Raw genomic sequence first — 16,425 nt, forward strand, 5'->3', positions numbered from 1 at the left:
CTTATGCCTGTTCCAGTTCATCGATAAATTGTGAAATAACGTCTAAACCTTTGCGCCAGAATCCAGGATCAGAAGCATCCAAGCCAAATGGGGCTAATAATTCTTTGTGTTTTTTAGTGCCGCCAGCTTGTAGCATTTCCATGTATTTTTCTTGGAAATTCTCATGCCCATCTTGATAGACTTTGTAAAGTGCATTAACCAAACAATCACCAAACGCATAAGCGTAAACATAAAATGGGGAATGAATAAAGTGAGGGATATAGGTCCAATAAGAGGCATATTCTGGTGTAAATTCGAATGCTGGCCCAAGGCTGGCTTGTTGTGTTTCCATCCAGAATTGACCAATTTGCTCGGGTAACAGCTCATTGCTTTGACGTGCTTCATGAACTTTACGTTCAAATTGATAAAAGGCAATTTGTCGAACGACGGTATTTAACATGTCCTCGACCTTGCGACTTAACATGATACGGCGTTGTTCTGGTGTTTTTTGATTTTGCAACAGACTTTGAAAGGTTAACATTTCCCCAAATACGCTGGCGGTTTCAGCCAAGGTCAAAGGCGTATTGGATTGAATATAGCCTTGTTTTGCAGCTAATAATTGATGAATACCATGTCCCAATTCGTGGGCAAGAGTCATCACATCACGATTACGTCCATGATAATTTAACAAAATATAAGGATGAACTTGCGGCACTGTTGGATGTGCAAATGCACCAGAGGATTTTCCTGGACGCAAGGTCGCATCAATCCAAGGTTTATTTAAAAACTCTTGGATCATAGTGCCCATTTCAGGGTTGAAATCATTATAAGCTGTATGAACGATTTCTTTGGCTTGTTCCCATGGGATCAACTGATCATTATCATCAGGTAAAGGCGCATTTCGATCCCAGTGTTGTAATTTATCCAGTCCCAACCATTTTGCTTTTAATTTGAAATAACGGTGTGAAAGACGTTGATAGTCTTGGGTGACGGCATTGACCAAAGCATCTACAACCTCGTCTTCGATCATATTGTCACAGTTACGTTCAGAATCAACGCGAGGGAATTTTCGCCATTCATCCGTGATGTGTTTATCTTTTGCCAACGTATTGGTAATCAGTGAAAATAGACGTAGGTTGCTGTTAAAGCTTTCGCCTAATCCTTTGGCGGCATGTTCTCTGACCTCACGATCACCAGCAGAAAGCTTGTTTAATGCTTCACCAAGCCCAATTTTTTCTTTTTGCACAGTGACTTGCATCGCAGCCAAGGTTTCATCATATAGTCTGTTCCAAGCAGCTCTGCCTGTGACTGACTTTTCATGGAGAACTTTTTCAATGTCATCGCTCAATTGATAAGGACGAAATACACGTATTGTATCTAAAAAAGGTTTCCACGATACTAAAGCTTCATTGGTCAGTTTATTTTGTAAATCTTCTTCGGAAATACGATTTAACTCTAGGGTAAAAAAGAGCGTTTTGGTGCTGATGCTGGTAATTTGCTCATTAATATATTGATAAAATTGTGCATTTTTGGCATCAGTGGAGTCTGTTGCAAAAATTAATTGGGCATAGGAACCGATACGCCCCAAGATTTCGCTAATTTCTTGATACAAATCAATTGCCATAGCAATTTCTTGACCAGAAGCATTCGCAAGGTTGCCTTGCCAATTGGTTGCAAAGATTTCAACTTTTTCGCGCACTTTTTCCAGATCATTTTTTAATTCTGGACTGTCAGGGGAGGGATAAAGGTCAGATAAATCCCAAGCGGGAAGATCTTCCTGAGTTGACATTCCTGAACCAGTTTGGTTTTGGGTATGATGGATAAAATGATCTATTGAAAACATGCTATTCCTATAATTAACAAAATTATTTTGGTTAAAGTATTTATCTTAATATAAATTATTCAAAAAAGAAAAGAGTAACTGGGGTTAAATTTCAATGAAAGCACAGTAGCGCATTCCTTTGAAATCTAAGTTAATAAAATTTTTATTTTCTTTAAAATTGTTTGTTAAAATAAATATTTGATATGGTTTACTAATATTTGATAGTTTTTCTAGTCTTTTTTGGATTGTATTTTTACTGGTTAATTGGAGTATAAAATTTTTCATAATAAAAAAAGAAGCTGTGTATTGTAAATTATGATATAAAACATTTTCTATAAATTTAATGTAATATTTATCTTCTTTTTTATTGATCCAACCTTTGCCATGATAAATATGCCATTGTTTATCACCTTGAAAATTTGGAATATGGGTTAATAATTCTTGAATATTAAATAATTTTTTTTCAACTTTAATTAAAATCTGTTGATTGGGATTATTGTGAAAAATATCGATAACTTCTTCAAGATAACCTTGGTGAGTAGATGTTTTCTTAATAGATGTTTCTTTAATTAAATGCGAGCTACCTAAATTATTATTAGAGTATTGTTCTGGTTTATTTTTTGTATCATCAGGTAAAATATGGAAAATAAACTCTTTATCTTCATTAGTATTATGGTGATTATTTGTATTTCTAGATATTTTTTTTGATTGTCCATCTATATCTTTTTGAACACAGCAATCCTTTGTATGTGGTCTTAATTCGCTAGATAATTTAAAGTGAAGTACTCTTTTACGTTTTTCTGCTGGATTAGCTAAATTGACACAAGTAATTGGTGCTCGACAAACCTCATCAATACATACAAAATTCTGAGGAGATTTTATTTTTTCAGGGAATAAACTATCTGCTTTGGTTGCTGTGATGTCTTGATTAAGATCTGTTGAAAAGGCATGAAGTATTTTCATAGAATATATCCTAGATATGTGAATAATATATAGTCTATTTTATAGTAAATGTTTCATAATAAAAATATTATTTGTTGCTATTTACTTAATAAAGCTTTTTTATGAAAATGCAGAATGCATTATTGTGGATTGATTATTCTGGTGTTTTTTTTAATTTTAATTACTATGTAATGATAATAGATATTGTTTCTGTAGTATAAAGTTATATATTGTTCCTGTAGTATATTTACGCATTGTGCTTCATCTTTTTTAGTTATTTTCATGAAAAAAACAAAAGCTGCGGACTATAAAGTTATCTTTCATCCAGAAAAAATTCCTGCAAAACCCAAAGTCAAACAGTTGCAGGTTGTTTCTGAATTTGAACCGTCTGGAGACCAGCCCACAGCAATCAAAGCCTTGTCTGATGGGGTGATGAGCAGAGAACGGGATCAGGTTTTATTAGGGGTTACAGGTTCAGGTAAAACCTTTACGATGGCGAAAGTGATTGAAGCTGTACAAAAACCGACCCTTATTTTAGCGCCTAATAAAACATTGGCAGCGCAGCTTTATGGGGAAATGAAAGAATTTTTTCCCAATAATGCTGTGGAATATTTTGTTAGCTATTATGATTATTACCAACCCGAAGCCTATATCCCACGTTCTGATACATTTATTGAAAAAGATAGCCAAATTAACGAACAAATTGATCGTATGCGTCACTCTGCCACACAGGCTTTATTAGAGCGCAATGATGTGATTATTGTAGGATCTGTTTCCTGTATTTACGGTATTGGGTCGCCAGAATCATATTCAAAAATGGTGGTCAAAATTGAAGTGGGTGCCGAGGTTAGTCGGGATTTATTAATAAAAGGATTGGTTGAGCAGCAATATCGCCGTAACGATTTGGCTTTTCAACGGGGAACGTTTCGTGTGCGTGGGGAAACCATTGATATTTTCCCTGTGCAAAATGCAGATCGTGCGTGGCGTGTCCATTTATTCGGTGATGAAGTGGAAGAAATCGATGAATTTGATCCTCTCACAGGTGTAAAAACAGGTTCATTACAATCGATAACGGTTTATGCTAACAGTCACTTTGTGACACCACGCCCGACACTTACGCAAGCCATGAAGACGATTAAATCAGAATTGAAACTTCGCCTTGATCAATTTGTGGCAGAAGGGAAGTTGCTAGAAGCAGAACGTTTACAACAACGTACGACATTCGATCTTGAGATGATTGAAACGACTGGGTTATGTAAAGGGATTGAAAATTACTCTCGTTATTTAACTGGTCGGAATCCTGGGGAACCTCCGCCAACATTGTTTGAGTATTTGCCTGAGGATGCCTTGTTAATTGTAGATGAAAGTCATGTCAGTGTTCCCCAGATCGGTGGGATGGAACGTGGGGATTATGCGCGTAAAAAGACTTTATCTGATTTTGGATTTCGATTGCCTTCATGTTTAGACAATAGACCATTAAATTTTGCCGAATGGGATTCCTATCGCCCGCAAACAATTTTTGTAAGCGCAACACCAGGTCCATGGGAAATGGAACGTGCTCAAGGTATATTTGTCGAGCAAGTTATTCGTCCTACAGGTTTGGTTGATCCCATCACAGAAGTTCGTCCTGTTGAACTGCAAGTGGATGATTTATTATCTGAATCCAGAAAAGTCATCGATCAAGGTGGGCGTGTATTGGTAACAACCTTGACCAAGAAGATGGCAGAGAAGTTAACTGATTATATGAATGAAATGGGGATTAAGGTTCGCTATTTGCATTCAGATATTGATACGTTAGAACGCATTGAAATCATTCGTGATTTAAGGTTGGGTGTTTTTGATGTGTTAATTGGAATTAACTTGTTACGAGAGGGTTTGGATATTCCTGAATGTCAATTGGTTGCGATTTTAGATGCAGATAAAGAAGGATTCCTTCGTTCTAAGACTTCGTTAATACAGACCATTGGTCGTGCAGCACGAAATATAGAGGGTCGCGTATTGCTTTATGGGGATAAAATGACCGATAGTTTAAATTATGCAATTAATGAAACCGCCAGAAGACGTGAAAAACAAACCAAATGGAATGAAGATCATGGAATTACGCCTTTTACAGTAAAAAAGAAAATCGGTGAGTTGATGGCTTCTGTTTATGAACAAGATTATGTCACGATTTCCAAAGATAAAGTCTTGGCAGACGTATCATTGACTGGTAAAAATTTACAGCAAACCGTTACAGAGTTGGAAAAAAGAATGCATGCTGCGGCTGCGAATTTAGAATTTGAAGAAGCAGCATATTTACGTGATGAAATAAAAAAGCTAGAAGAAACAGAATTAGGAATTGGGGCTGTGTCTAGTGGAGGAAAACAATCCTCTTTGAAAGCACTTAAACCTAAAAATCGTTAAGAAAGGCTGAGGAATAAAAATGTTAGAAATCAAAGCAGGGCATCATCGTGTTGGTATTTATCCTGCCTTGGGTGGGGCGGTCGGGTATTGGTTATGCCAAGATATACCTATATTTTATCCTCTGATTAATTCACATTTGGCTCAAAATGCCAATCAAATTATTGCAGCCTATCCGTTGATACCCTATTCAAATCGGATTGCTGATGGCAAGTTTGAATTTGAAGGACGTCATTACCAACTTGATGCAAATGCATTAAATGGGAATGATGCCATTCATGGGAATGCTTGGGAAAGAGAGTGGGAACTGGATAGTTTTTCAAAAAATAGCGTTCTATTATCTTTGGATCATGATCCAACAAAAAACTCTAAACAACAATGGCCTTTTGCCTATAAGGCACAGTTAAAATATACAATTTCTGTGGCGGGATTGTCTGTTCGTATTTCATTTCAAAATACAGATCGTTGTAATCAACCTGTTGGGCTTGGGTTTCATCCTTATTTCCCACGTAATGGTTTTGTAGAGCTTGGATTTACAGCAAAAACAGTATGGAATAATGGCAGTAATGGATTGCCAGAAGGACGTATGTCTATTGATGGTCGGTGGGCTTTTGATCACATGCGTGCTTTAAGTAAAGAGGAACAACTTGATAATTGTTATGCCGGTTGGGATAATTTTGCATTTATTCGTTGGAAACATTTGAATGCTTACCTCACCATGACCAGCAGTCCAATTTTCCAACATTTAGTTTTATTTAACCCTGAAAATCAACCTTATTTTACGCTTGAACCCGCAACTAATATGAATAATGCATTAAATATGCCTGAAATTTCTGATCGAGGATTGATGATTTTGAAACCAGGGCAAACGGTGCAAGGTGATATTTTATATTCTTTTTCAGGAAGTTGATTAAGAGCATCCAATGACAACCACAAATCAATTGCCACCTCATTTAACGCCTCAAGGTTTTGATCGGCTGAAAGAGGAGTTAACTGTTTTATTATATAAAGAACGTCCAAAGATTGTTGAAATTGTTTCTTGGGCGGCTGGTAATGGGGATCGCTCTGAAAATGGAGACTATATTTATGGAAAGCGTCGATTAAGAGAAATTGATCGGCGTGTTCGTTTTTTATCAAAGCGATTAGATAATGCAATCGTTGTTGATCCCAAAGAGCAACCTCAAAAGAATAAAGTATATTTTGGTGCAACGGTGACTTATGTTACTGAAGACGATCAAGAATATACTGTAACGATTGTTGGGGTCGATGAAGCTATTACAGAACAAGGGCAAATTAGTTTGATTTCACCCATCGCAAAAGCGTTAATGAATGCTAAGGTAGGCGACGAAGTAAAATTTCTAAGCCCTGTCGGAGAAAAATTTCTTGAAATTCTTGCGATTTTTTATCCATCATAAAATAATATTTTAAACGTAAACGAGTATAAAACCATGTTAAAAATTGCTGTGCAAATGGATCCGCTTGAAACAATTAATATTAATGGAGATTCTACGTTTGCGTTAATGTTAGAAGCTCAAGTCAAAGAATATGAGTTGTTCGTATATTCTGTTGATACGTTAAGTTTAGAAAGCAATTCAGTTTCAAGAAAAATTACAGCAAGAGGACGGAATGTTACTGTTCAGCGCGTGCAAGGTAATCATGTTCAATATGGTAAAGAAAAAACAGTAGAGTTAAAAGACTTTGACGTTTTATTAATGCGCCAAGATCCTCCTTTTGATATGGGATATATTACGGCAACGCATTTACTAGAGCAAATTCATGGTGTGGGCAAAGACAAAGTGTTTGTTGTCAATAATCCTGCATCTGTTCGAAATGCACCCGAGAAAATATTTGCAACATTGTGGCCTGAAATTATGCCACCAACATTAATTACTCGTGATGTCAAAGCAATCCGGGAATTCCGTGTGGAATATAAAGATATTATTATTAAACCTTTATATGGTAATGGTGGAATAGGGGTTTTTCGTATTCGTGAAGATGATGAGAATTTAAATTCTTTATTGGAAATGCAATTTGCTGCTTCTCGTGAACCGTTGATGATCCAACGTTATGAATCTGCTGTTCGTTTAGGGGATAAAAGAATCATATTGGTTGATGGACACCCTATTGGTGCGATCAATCGTGTGCCTCAAAAAGGAGATTTGCGTTCAAATATGCATGTTGGAGGCGTGGCGGAAAAGATTGATCTGACCCCAAGAGATGAAGAAATTTGCCAACTAATTGGTCCAACATTGAAACAACAAGGGCTATTATTTGTTGGAATCGATGTGCTTGGTGATTATTTAACAGAAATTAATGTAACATCACCGACGGGTCTACAAGAATTGGATCGATTTAATAAAATGAATTCCGCCAGCATTATTTGGAATGCTATTGAGACTTATATAAAATAAAACTTATTCTTGTTTTGGTTCAGAAGCAGATGTTTTGTTAAAGTTAATTTCAGTCTTTTCCCCTATCTTTAAAGGATTATTTTGCTGTTTGGGTGTAGGGGGCATTGGATCATCTTTGCCAAATTTGTTATCAAACCAAGACATAAATTTTTCGCGTTGCCATACAATATAAGTAACGACCCAAATGAAAATACTGAGAAAAGCTATGAACCAATTAAAGTAAGTTATCCACATAAAATCTTTTATCCTCCTTCGAGTTCTTGTAAGCACTATATTTATACTCTATATTTATTTTATAATAAATAGTAATTAATGTGTAATAAGGGATTACATAGGATATAAAATAAACGACAAAATGTTGTTTTAAAGCGCATGTATTTTATTAATAACTATAAAAAGAAAAAACTTACTAGATTTTTATTTCTTTTTGGTTAATAAGTCTTGTTAATAATATTGTCATTCACAGTTTTTGGGAGCAATAACGTGCCTCCTTCACCTCATACTGCGTTAAATGCAGATGCTGTTAAGTTAGCCTATCGTCGATGGGCGATGGTCTATGATACAGTTTTTGGAAGTATTTCTTCGTTCGGGCGGCGTTGTGCTGTTACAGAAGTTAATCGTTTACCGGGAACAAAAGTTTTAGAAGTAGGGGTTGGAACAGGTTTAGCACTTCCTTCTTATAATTTTGATAAGAGAATCACAGGGATTGACTTATCAACCGATATGCTAAAAAAAGCTCGACAAAGAGTCGCCCGTCACAATTTATCTAATGTTGAGAATTTATTTGAAATGGATGCCGAGGCAACTGATTTTGAAACAGGGTCTTTTGATATTGCGGTTGGGATGTTTGTCGCATCAGTTGTTCCAAATCCAGACCGTCTATTTGCTGAATTAAAGCGTGTTGTAAAGCCTGGTGGTCATATTTTATTCGTGAATCATTTTTTGGCTCAAAAAGGGATGCGTTATTACATTGAACGCGTTATGGCGCCTGCGTCAAAAGCATTAGGATGGCATCCTGATTTCTCAATCGAATCTTTGCTTCCACCAGAAGCATTACAACGTGCAGTTTTACAACCTGTTCGTCCTTTTGGATTATTTACTTTGGTTCATCTTGTTCGATAGAATAAGATGTTTCTTTATTTTTAAATAGCTCCATGATAGAAATATATAATGAATACACATTATAAAATTGGAATGAACACTTTAATTCTAGCAATATTTGCTGGAATAAGTGGTGGTATCGCGGCATTATTTGTCCAATTTAATGCTTTTTTTCTTGTTTTAGGTGAGCTCAGTAATCGCGATTTTATACAGAATTTGCCACAAACGCATGCCAGAATGATGGTATTTTTTGTTCTGCAACCCGCTTTGATGTTGGGATTGGGAAGTTGGTTTGTTCCAATTTTAATCAAAACCAAAGATATGGCATTTAAATGGTTAAGTTTTCTTGCCTTTATTTGTCTTTTAATTGGCTTTGCTTGTAATTTTTTGACATTCCTGTATCCGCAAATCGTCCTTTTGTCCTTTTATAGTTTGGTGTTTTGGTCTGTTGCGGCATTGATGTTTTCAGCAAATATGTTGATTACGATCATTAATACTAGGGCAAAAGAAGTCGGTTACGATTCTTTATCCATATTTGTGTGGGGTCAAGGGATTGCTTCTGCATTATTGTTGCCGATTGCATCTGTATTATTGGCAGCATTAACAAAAGATTATTTTAATGCAGAACAATTAGGCGCAGCTGTCCAGCAAACTGTTAATTCATTTGCCTATCCAATGGTAATAGTTTTAATTATCCCTGCGATTTCTTTGATTTTTCATATTGTCGGCACAATCTCAAATCAGACCATTAAACAAGTGCGATATGTCATTTTAACAATGACATTGGTGCCTTTGGTTGTATTGCTTGCTTGGAATAAAATGATCTTAAGCCATCAAGTAATTACTTTACATCAGGGTTTCATGCTGCAAATTTTTTACTCTTGTGCATTATATGGATTATCTTTGTATCTGTTTATTTATTGCCTTCGCCTATTTTTTACAGGTGAAAGACGTTTTCCCGCGCCGATCTTGTGGTCATTTGGCTTTATTGGATTATTAAGTATAGGGTGGCCATATCAAGGCATCATGAGCGAAATTGGGTTGATGCATTCTTGTATTTCATATGGTGTTCTGTTTGCTGTATTTGCTGGATTTTATTTTTGGATGGGTAAAATTCTTGGTAAACAATATTCAGAGTTTTTAGCGAAATTGCATTTTACTCTAACATGCGTTGGGGTTGTCTTTACTTTAGATATGTTTTCACTGGGAAGTAAATCTATATTAATCGGTGCGATTTTTATGGGATTATCTTTGTTAACATTCTTTATCGTTCTTATCCATGCATTAAGTAGTAAAGTTAGCATATCAAATAATTATTGGGGTGCAGGGGCAGTAAGCTATGAATGGCAACTTCCTTCTCCTGTCTTTTCTCGTGCAAAATAGGATGTAAATTCATGGGGCAATTGCTTGCTGATGAAACTATAGGCTCAAAACGGATTCGTTATGATGCGGCTGTGGTAGGCAGTAATGTCAAGGATTGGTTTGTGCTGTTAAAGCCAAGAGTTATTTCCTTGGTGGTTTTTACAGGTGTAGTGGGAATTATATTAGCACCTGGTCATATTCATCCTGTGCTTGCGTTGATTAGTATTCTTTGTATTTGTATGGCTTCTGGTGGGGCTGGTGCCATTAATATGTGGTACGATCGTGATATCGATCAGATCATGCAAAGAACCATAACACGACCTTTGCCGGCAGGCAGAGTGCATCCAAATGACGCATTAATTTATGGTGTAGGTGTTTCTGTCGTCTCAGTTATTTTGATGTTTTTAGCAACAAATTTTTTGACCGCAGCAATTTTAGCATTCTCAATCTTTTTTTATAGCGTTGTTTATACGATATGGCTAAAGCGCTCAACACCTCAAAATATCGTTATTGGTGGGGCTGCTGGTGCATTTCCTCCATTGATAGGGTGGACTTCTGTTACGGGTAGTATGGATTTATTTCCAATTATTTTATTTTCTATTACTTTTTTGTGGACACCACCCCATTTTTGGTCGCTTGCATTATATGCTTGTAAGGATTATGGACGTGCTGGTATTCCGATGCTTCCCGTCGTTAAAGGAGCAAGGCATACACGTTGGCAAATTTTAATTTATACAATTATTTTAGCAATTGTCACTTTATCTCCTGTGTATTTCGGGTATACTTCTTATATCTATATGGGTGCAGCAATTCTTTTAAACGCTGGATTTATTTATATGGCGATTAAGGTTTTGTTGGAAAAGCAAACTCCAGAAGGACTCAGTTTAAATAATGACAAAGCTGCCAGGCATTCTTTTCGTTTTTCGTTAATATATTTATTTTTATTATTTCTTGCTTTGATTATCGACCATTTTGTTTAAAGGAAACAAATCACTATGAGAAAGCAACAAAAAGCAAAAGCAATCGCAATTTCTTTAACTGTAGAACAACAAAAAGAATTTCTTCGCCGTCGAAATCAACGTAATATAGTATTACTCTCTGCGTTGTTTGGATTAAGTGGGATTTTATATATTCTTTCTTTGATTCAGTTATAGACAATATATATAGCATTTATATGCCTAATTAAACAAAACCCCATTCTGTGATGAAACAGAATGGGGTTTTGTTTATATATTATAATGATATGAACTGATTAATACATTGAATCAATTCATATATGAATTAGTTTGTTTGTTGAATGGCAGATAATAGCCACCATTTATTATTAGTTGCCCTTACGAAAGTCCATAGTTCAGTAATATTAACAGGTTGATTTGGATTACCGTCAACAACACGTCCCGTATTATCTGTTGTAATATCGATTAAAGAATAGCGCATTGCAACAGTTGCATATTCTCTGTTGCCTTCTGCCCACGCTTCGGACAGGTCGCCTTGCACGAATTGAACATTAGAAGTGCTGTTATGCAATCCTTGGCTAGATAGGTCTGTTAATTGTTCATTAAAATACGCAATCATCTCTGGCGTCGTAATTTTTTGTAAACTGTTTAAATCTTGTCTATTCCAAGCGTCTTGAACTTCTAATAAACGTTGTTGAAACGTTACATAATCCTCTTGCTGTAATTGAATATTGGTTTGTTGAACAGGTTGAGGATTAGCGTTCATAGAAGGGTTAACACGATTAGCAGATATGTTATTAGGTGCAGTATTATTGTTATTTGCACCAGCAGCACCACGTCTACGGATAAAGCGTATTACCAACCAAACGACTAATCCAATAATAATGAGGCGTATCAATAAGCTCATAAAACCACCACTTTGCTTTTGTTGTGGTGCTTGTTGTTGCTCGTTTTGTCCTTGCTGATTTTGGTTTGCAGGCTGTTGCGCGTTACTTTCTTTGCTGCCAGTCAGCATATGATAACCAGCGGCACCTACAGCACCCCCAATGAGTCCTTTGGTAAAATTGCTCATACCACCAGAGGCTGGAGCTTGTTGTTGAGCAGGTCGGTTCATAGCACCACCAGCCATTCCTGGAGATGCACCAGGCGTGCTGTTGCTAGGAGATGGAGCCGCTGCTGGTGGGCGTGTCATCGTCCGTTGCATTGGTTGCGCACCCATTGGGCTGCTTCTGGTATAAGAAGGGGCGCTATAGGTTCTGCTGCCACGGCTGCCCATCGAAGAGCCTCGACCCGCTCTGGCTTCTGCCTGAGGGATTAAATCCACAAGAACAGACGGCACAACTAAAGTAAAACTTAAAAGACAAAGCAGGGTACGGCTATTAAAGGTCGTACGATTCATTTCTTTCATCCATTTCGGTTAACATATGTTAATTGCCCGCAACACTCATTGCATCGATGCGTAGTGTAGGGCTGTTAGTATTATAACGGAATTTCAAATCATTAGCGATATGTAATTGTGAAAACATTTCCTTGAGCGTAGAGGCTAACGTGAATTCCATCACAGGTTCAGCAAGCTGTCCATTACGGATCATGAACCCACTGGCACCTCGGCTATAATCACCTGTCACCATATTGACCGAAGAACCAATCATTTCGGTAATATAAATACCTTCTTTGATGTCTGCCATTAATTCCGTAGGGGTTTGTGTGCCAGCCATGACATATAGATTGGTTGTCGTAGGTGAGGGAGGAGAGGACGGTCCACGTGTCGCATGACCATTACTGACTAACCCCAGTTGACTTGCGGTACGGCTATCGAGTAGCCAATTGGCAATCTTTCCTTGGTCAACCAGTTTTAATTCTTCGGGATATAGACCTTCGACATCAAATGGGCGAGAGGCTAATCCTTTGATAAGATAAGGTTGATCGATAATGGTAATATCTGCTGGAAAAATCAAATTACCCATATCGTTTTTCAAAAAAGAAGTTCCTCTGGCAATGGCATAACCATTCAATGCCCCTGCGAGATGACCAAGAATAGAATTGGCTACTCTGGGATCAAAAATAACCGGTAAAATCCCTGTATTGGGTTTTTTTGGATTTAATTTTGCAACGGCTTTTTCACCAGCACTGCGTCCAATTGCGTCAGCATCTTCTAAATCTTTTAAATGCACGGTCGAATGGTAATCATAATCGCGTTGCATATCAGTGCCTGTGCCAGCCAAGACACATGCCGATAAAGAGTGGGATGTTCTGGCATAGGTGCCAAAGAAATCATTACTATTCGCAAGGATCATCTCGTTTTTGCTATAACCACAGCTGCCACCCATACTATTGCTTACCCCTTGAACGGCTAAGGCTGCTGCTTCTGTTTGTTTGGCTTGCTCAAGCATTTCTTGTGTAGAGCGTTCAGAAGCATCGTACAGATCAAGTTCTTTGGGATCAATACACGCTTTTGAAGAAGGTTCAGGCAAACCAGAGAAGGGGTCTTCTGGTAAAATCTTTGCCATAGAAATGGCTTGTTCGACTAATTTTTCAATATTGTCTTTATGTAAATCTGTCGTAGAAATGGTTGCAGAACGTTTGTCTATAAAAACACGTAGCCCAACAGTTTTTGTTTCAGAGCGCTCCAATTCTTCAGATTGACCATTTCGAACCTGCACACCAACAGAGGTCGAAGCCAGCATAACAGCGTCAGCAGCAGTTGCGCCAGCTTTTTTTGCTTGATGAATTAAATCTTTAATAAAATTTTGATTTTGTGTCATGAATTTAAGCTTTCGGTAATCTCTGCTAATGACGGCACGTGGCGAATAGGTCCCAACGTGGTTAAAGTCGGTTTCCCGTGGAAAATATGCTCAGCAATTTGATAGATATCTTCGATCGTCACAGCATCAATTTTATCCACTATTTCTTGGGGGGGAATGATACGGTTATAAATTTGTAGATGTCGTGCAATTTGCTCACAACGGCTGGCTGTGCTTTCCATGGACATTAACAAAGAAGATTTTAATTGAGCTTTGGTGCGTTTTAATTCTTCTGGCTTAATGAGTGTCTGGATATTCTTGAGCTCTTGAATTAAAATGGGCATCAGTTTTTTGGTTTGCTCTTCACCTGTACCAGCATAAATACCAAATAATCCATCATCTTGATGCGCTGTATTATAAGCATAGACGGAATAAACCAGCCCATGTTTTTCACGCACTTCTTGGAAAAGGCGAGAGGACATCCCACCACCCAGAATAATGGACAGTAGAATGGCTGCGTAATATTGGGGATGATTGTAATTTACAGAAGGAAATCCCAATAAAATATGTGCTTGATCGAGTTCTTTTTCTTTACGGAATTCTCCCCCTTGATAATTGGCGGGCATTACTGATTGCGTTGGGGTTTGGGGTAAATCTTTAAAATAATGTTCGACAAGATGAACGATTTCATCGTGCTCTAAATTGCCAGCTGCTGCAAAGATCGTGTTATTGGTATTGTAATGACGCGCCATATAGGCTTGCAAAGTATCACGTTGCATGGTGTGAATTAATGCTTCGGTTCCCAAAGTAGGACGACCCATTGGTTGATTAGGATAAGCGGTTTCTTGGAAATAATCAAAAACGATGTCATCAGGTGTGTCGTTGGCTTGCCCAATCTCTTGCAAGATAACGCCACGTTCTCTTTCCAACTCTGTTGGGTCAAATGTGCTATGGGTGAGAATATCGCCAAGAATATCCACCCCAAGCTCATAATCGTCTTTTAATAATTTAATATAATAGGCTGTAATTTCACGTGCTGTATAGGCGTTAATATGACCACCAACATTTTCAACAGCTTCGGCAATATTCAGTGCAGAGCGTGTTGTGGTTCCTTTGAACGCCATATGCTCCAGAAAGTGAGAGATCCCATTTTCTTCGGCAGTTTCATAACGTGTTCCAACACTGACATACGCACCAAGGGAGATCGTTTCAACACGATCCATTTTTTCCGTTACAACTAGCATCCCAGAGGGGAGGCGTGTGATCTTTATAGCTTGGTTCATATTTATCCTAGAGTAATATTAAAAATTGTTTTTACGTATTGTGGCACGAACTGAATCTTCGATTTTCTTTAGATTAGCAGGTAAAACTTGATAGCTTTCTTTACGATCATATAAGTCTGACAATGTCAAAGGTAAAGCTGGCGTAATACCCGTTGCTTGCTTGATTGCATCAGGGAATTTCGCAGGATGCGCTGTGGCAACGGTTACCATTGGAATATCTTTGTTACGATATTTTTGAGCAGTAGCAATACCAATAGCAGTATGTGGGTCTGCTAGATAAGCAGATTCTTTGTAATATTGTTGAATGACTTTTTCGGTTTCTTGGTCACTCAGAGCCATTCCTTTGAAGTTTTCAGTTGCTTTATTCCAAATATTAGCAGGAATATCCATTTTTTTGTTTTGACGGAAATCTTGCATGGTTTGGCGACATTGATCGGCATCTCGGTCTAGCAATTCAAACAATAAACGTTCAAAATTAGAAGAAATTTGAATATCCATAGAAGGAGATAGACTAGGGCGAACGCCTTGGATGCTCATATCATTATTAAGTAAGAAACGGGTCAAAATGTCATTATGGTTAGACCCTACACACAGAAGATTAATTGGCACACCAATTTTGCGTGCTGTCCATGCAGCCAAGATATTTCCAAAGTTACCTGTTGGAACAGTAAAGGAAACTTCACGGTCAGGAGCCCCTAATAATAAAGCTGCATATATGTAATAAGGTACTTGTGCGGCAATACGTCCCCAGTTAATAGAGTTAACCGCAGAGAGTTGTACTGCATCACGGAAAGGCGCATCCGCAAACATGGCTTTGACCAAGTCTTGGCAATCATCAAAAGAGCCTTCAACAGCAATATTATTGATATTTGGCTCTAAAACAGTTGTCATTTGACGGCGCTGAACTTCCGAAGTTCTGCCATAAGGATGTAAAATTGTAACGGTTAGATTAGAGCTTCCTTTGAAAGCCTCGATTGCAGCAGACCCTGTATCCCCAGAAGTTGCCCCGACAATCGTGATTTTTTCACCTCTTTGGCTTAAGACATAGTCAAATAAATGACCAAGAAGTTGCATTGCCATATCTTTAAACGCCAGCGTTGGACCATGGAATAATTCTTGGACAAATAAATTATGGTCAAGCTGAATTAACGGCACAATGGCTTTATGGTTAAAACCAGCATAAGATTTCTGACAAAGATCCAATAAAACAGCTTCTGGGATTTCATTGCCTGTAAAAAGATGGACGATCTTTGCTGCTAGCTCAGGATAGCTCAATCCTCGCATTTTTCGTAAATCATCAGCAGAAATTTGAGGCCAAGTTTCGGGGATATATAACCCACCATCTTGGGCAAGACCAGCAAGAAGCGTATTAGAGAAATTTAAGATGGGGGCTTGCCCTCTGGTAGAAACGTAACGCATTGTAAA

At 37.7% G+C, this 16,425-nt stretch carries 14 protein-coding genes and 1 pseudogene; 8 read left to right on the forward strand and 7 right to left on the reverse strand.

The window, feature by feature from the left end; translation table 11 throughout:
• Position 1: 1 nt before the first annotated feature.
• Complete coding sequence (locus QJV33_RS10125; RefSeq protein WP_408869658.1) at positions 2 to 1,822, reverse strand: M3 family oligoendopeptidase; 1,821 nt, start codon at positions 1,820 to 1,822, stop codon at positions 2 to 4.
• Between the two features lie 84 nt (positions 1,823 to 1,906).
• On the reverse strand, positions 1,907 to 2,764 hold the full coding sequence (locus QJV33_RS10130) for a hypothetical protein (protein ID WP_281463210.1): 858 nt from the start codon (positions 2,762 to 2,764) through the stop codon (positions 1,907 to 1,909).
• Between the two features lie 261 nt (positions 2,765 to 3,025).
• Between QJV33_RS10130 and uvrB the strand changes: the two are divergent.
• The 4 genes and pseudogenes from uvrB to gshB all read left to right on the forward strand — a co-directional run.
• Positions 3,026 to 5,137 (forward strand): annotated as a pseudogene (gene uvrB, locus QJV33_RS10135) (excinuclease ABC subunit UvrB); the annotation flags it as partial.
• A gap of 28 nt (positions 5,138 to 5,165) precedes the next feature.
• Positions 5,166 to 6,053 (forward strand): aldose 1-epimerase, encoded by an 888-nt coding sequence (locus QJV33_RS10140; RefSeq protein ID WP_281463212.1) that lies wholly within the window; start codon positions 5,166 to 5,168, stop codon positions 6,051 to 6,053.
• Between the two features lie 13 nt (positions 6,054 to 6,066).
• Positions 6,067 to 6,558, forward strand: coding sequence for a transcription elongation factor GreB (gene greB, locus QJV33_RS10145; protein ID WP_281463213.1), 492 nt, complete (start codon positions 6,067 to 6,069; stop codon positions 6,556 to 6,558).
• 33 nt (positions 6,559 to 6,591) lie between these two features.
• A complete protein-coding gene (gene gshB / locus QJV33_RS10150; RefSeq protein ID WP_281463214.1) occupies positions 6,592 to 7,554 on the forward strand; it encodes a glutathione synthase in 963 nt (320 codons plus the stop codon).
• A 3-nt stretch (positions 7,555 to 7,557) separates the two neighbouring features.
• Here the strand turns inward: gshB and QJV33_RS10155 are convergent, their stop codons facing one another.
• Positions 7,558 to 7,698, reverse strand: coding sequence for a hypothetical protein (locus QJV33_RS10155; protein ID WP_281463215.1), 141 nt, complete (start codon positions 7,696 to 7,698; stop codon positions 7,558 to 7,560).
• 303 nt (positions 7,699 to 8,001) lie between these two features.
• On the opposite strand from QJV33_RS10155, the gene QJV33_RS10160 reads away from it, so the two are divergent.
• The 4 genes from QJV33_RS10160 to QJV33_RS10175 are packed head-to-tail and all read left to right on the forward strand — an operon-like array spanning position 8,002 to position 11,171.
• On the forward strand, positions 8,002 to 8,676 hold the full coding sequence (locus QJV33_RS10160) for a class I SAM-dependent methyltransferase (RefSeq protein ID WP_408869678.1): 675 nt from the start codon (positions 8,002 to 8,004) through the stop codon (positions 8,674 to 8,676).
• Between the two features lie 48 nt (positions 8,677 to 8,724).
• Positions 8,725 to 10,038, forward strand: coding sequence for a cbb3-type cytochrome c oxidase subunit I (locus QJV33_RS10165; RefSeq protein WP_281463217.1), 1,314 nt, complete (start codon positions 8,725 to 8,727; stop codon positions 10,036 to 10,038).
• A gap of 11 nt (positions 10,039 to 10,049) precedes the next feature.
• The gene (gene cyoE / locus QJV33_RS10170) at positions 10,050 to 10,997 is read left to right on the forward strand and encodes a heme o synthase (protein ID WP_281463218.1); all 948 of its coding nucleotides are present in this window, start codon (positions 10,050 to 10,052) and stop codon (positions 10,995 to 10,997) included.
• 15 nt (positions 10,998 to 11,012) lie between these two features.
• Positions 11,013 to 11,171 (forward strand): hypothetical protein, encoded by a 159-nt coding sequence (locus QJV33_RS10175; protein ID WP_281463219.1) that lies wholly within the window; start codon positions 11,013 to 11,015, stop codon positions 11,169 to 11,171.
• 127 nt (positions 11,172 to 11,298) lie between these two features.
• On the opposite strand, the gene QJV33_RS10180 is transcribed toward QJV33_RS10175, so the two are convergent.
• Genes QJV33_RS10180 through thrC form a run of 4 tightly spaced genes read right to left on the reverse strand, consistent with a single transcriptional unit; the run spans position 11,299 to position 16,419 of the window.
• Positions 11,299 to 12,372: a Tim44 domain-containing protein gene (locus tag QJV33_RS10180; protein WP_281463220.1), complete on the reverse strand. Its 1,074-nt coding sequence runs from the start codon at positions 12,370 to 12,372 to the stop codon at positions 11,299 to 11,301.
• A gap of 28 nt (positions 12,373 to 12,400) precedes the next feature.
• Positions 12,401 to 13,738, reverse strand: coding sequence for a TldD/PmbA family protein (locus QJV33_RS10185; protein WP_281463221.1), 1,338 nt, complete (start codon positions 13,736 to 13,738; stop codon positions 12,401 to 12,403).
• Positions 13,735 to 15,000, reverse strand: a complete 1,266-nt coding sequence (locus QJV33_RS10190; RefSeq protein WP_281463222.1) for a M16 family metallopeptidase — start codon at positions 14,998 to 15,000, stop codon at positions 13,735 to 13,737. Before QJV33_RS10190 ends, QJV33_RS10185 begins: the two co-directional genes overlap by 4 nt.
• 18 nt (positions 15,001 to 15,018) lie before the next feature.
• A complete protein-coding gene (thrC, locus tag QJV33_RS10195) occupies positions 15,019 to 16,419 on the reverse strand; it encodes a threonine synthase (RefSeq protein WP_281463223.1) in 1,401 nt (466 codons plus the stop codon).
• Positions 16,420 to 16,425 lie beyond the last annotated feature (6 nt).

It is taken from the genome of Commensalibacter nepenthis (genome assembly GCF_029953305.1).
Taxonomy (GTDB): domain Bacteria; phylum Pseudomonadota; class Alphaproteobacteria; order Acetobacterales; family Acetobacteraceae; genus Commensalibacter; species Commensalibacter nepenthis.

Excerpts from the sequence above, each read along its gene's own strand:
- QJV33_RS10125 (WP_408869658.1), bottom strand. The coding sequence starts at position 1,822 with ATGTTTTCAATAGATCATTTTATCCATCATACCCAAAACCAAACTGGT.
- QJV33_RS10130 (WP_281463210.1), bottom strand. The coding sequence starts at position 2,764 with ATGAAAATACTTCATGCCTTTTCAACAGATCTTAATCAAGACATCACA.
- QJV33_RS10140 (WP_281463212.1), top strand. The coding sequence starts at position 5,166 with ATGTTAGAAATCAAAGCAGGGCATCATCGTGTTGGTATTTATCCTGCC.
- greB (WP_281463213.1), top strand. The coding sequence starts at position 6,067 with ATGACAACCACAAATCAATTGCCACCTCATTTAACGCCTCAAGGTTTT.
- gshB (WP_281463214.1), top strand. The coding sequence starts at position 6,592 with ATGTTAAAAATTGCTGTGCAAATGGATCCGCTTGAAACAATTAATATT.
- QJV33_RS10155 (WP_281463215.1), bottom strand. The coding sequence starts at position 7,698 with ATGTCTTGGTTTGATAACAAATTTGGCAAAGATGATCCAATGCCCCCT.
- QJV33_RS10165 (WP_281463217.1), top strand. The coding sequence starts at position 8,725 with ATGAATACACATTATAAAATTGGAATGAACACTTTAATTCTAGCAATA.
- cyoE (WP_281463218.1), top strand. The coding sequence starts at position 10,050 with ATGGGGCAATTGCTTGCTGATGAAACTATAGGCTCAAAACGGATTCGT.
- QJV33_RS10175 (WP_281463219.1), top strand. The coding sequence starts at position 11,013 with ATGAGAAAGCAACAAAAAGCAAAAGCAATCGCAATTTCTTTAACTGTA.
- QJV33_RS10180 (WP_281463220.1), bottom strand. The coding sequence starts at position 12,372 with ATGAATCGTACGACCTTTAATAGCCGTACCCTGCTTTGTCTTTTAAGT.
- QJV33_RS10185 (WP_281463221.1), bottom strand. The coding sequence starts at position 13,738 with ATGACACAAAATCAAAATTTTATTAAAGATTTAATTCATCAAGCAAAA.
- QJV33_RS10190 (WP_281463222.1), bottom strand. The coding sequence starts at position 15,000 with ATGAACCAAGCTATAAAGATCACACGCCTCCCCTCTGGGATGCTAGTT.
- thrC (WP_281463223.1), bottom strand. The coding sequence starts at position 16,419 with ATGCGTTACGTTTCTACCAGAGGGCAAGCCCCCATCTTAAATTTCTCT.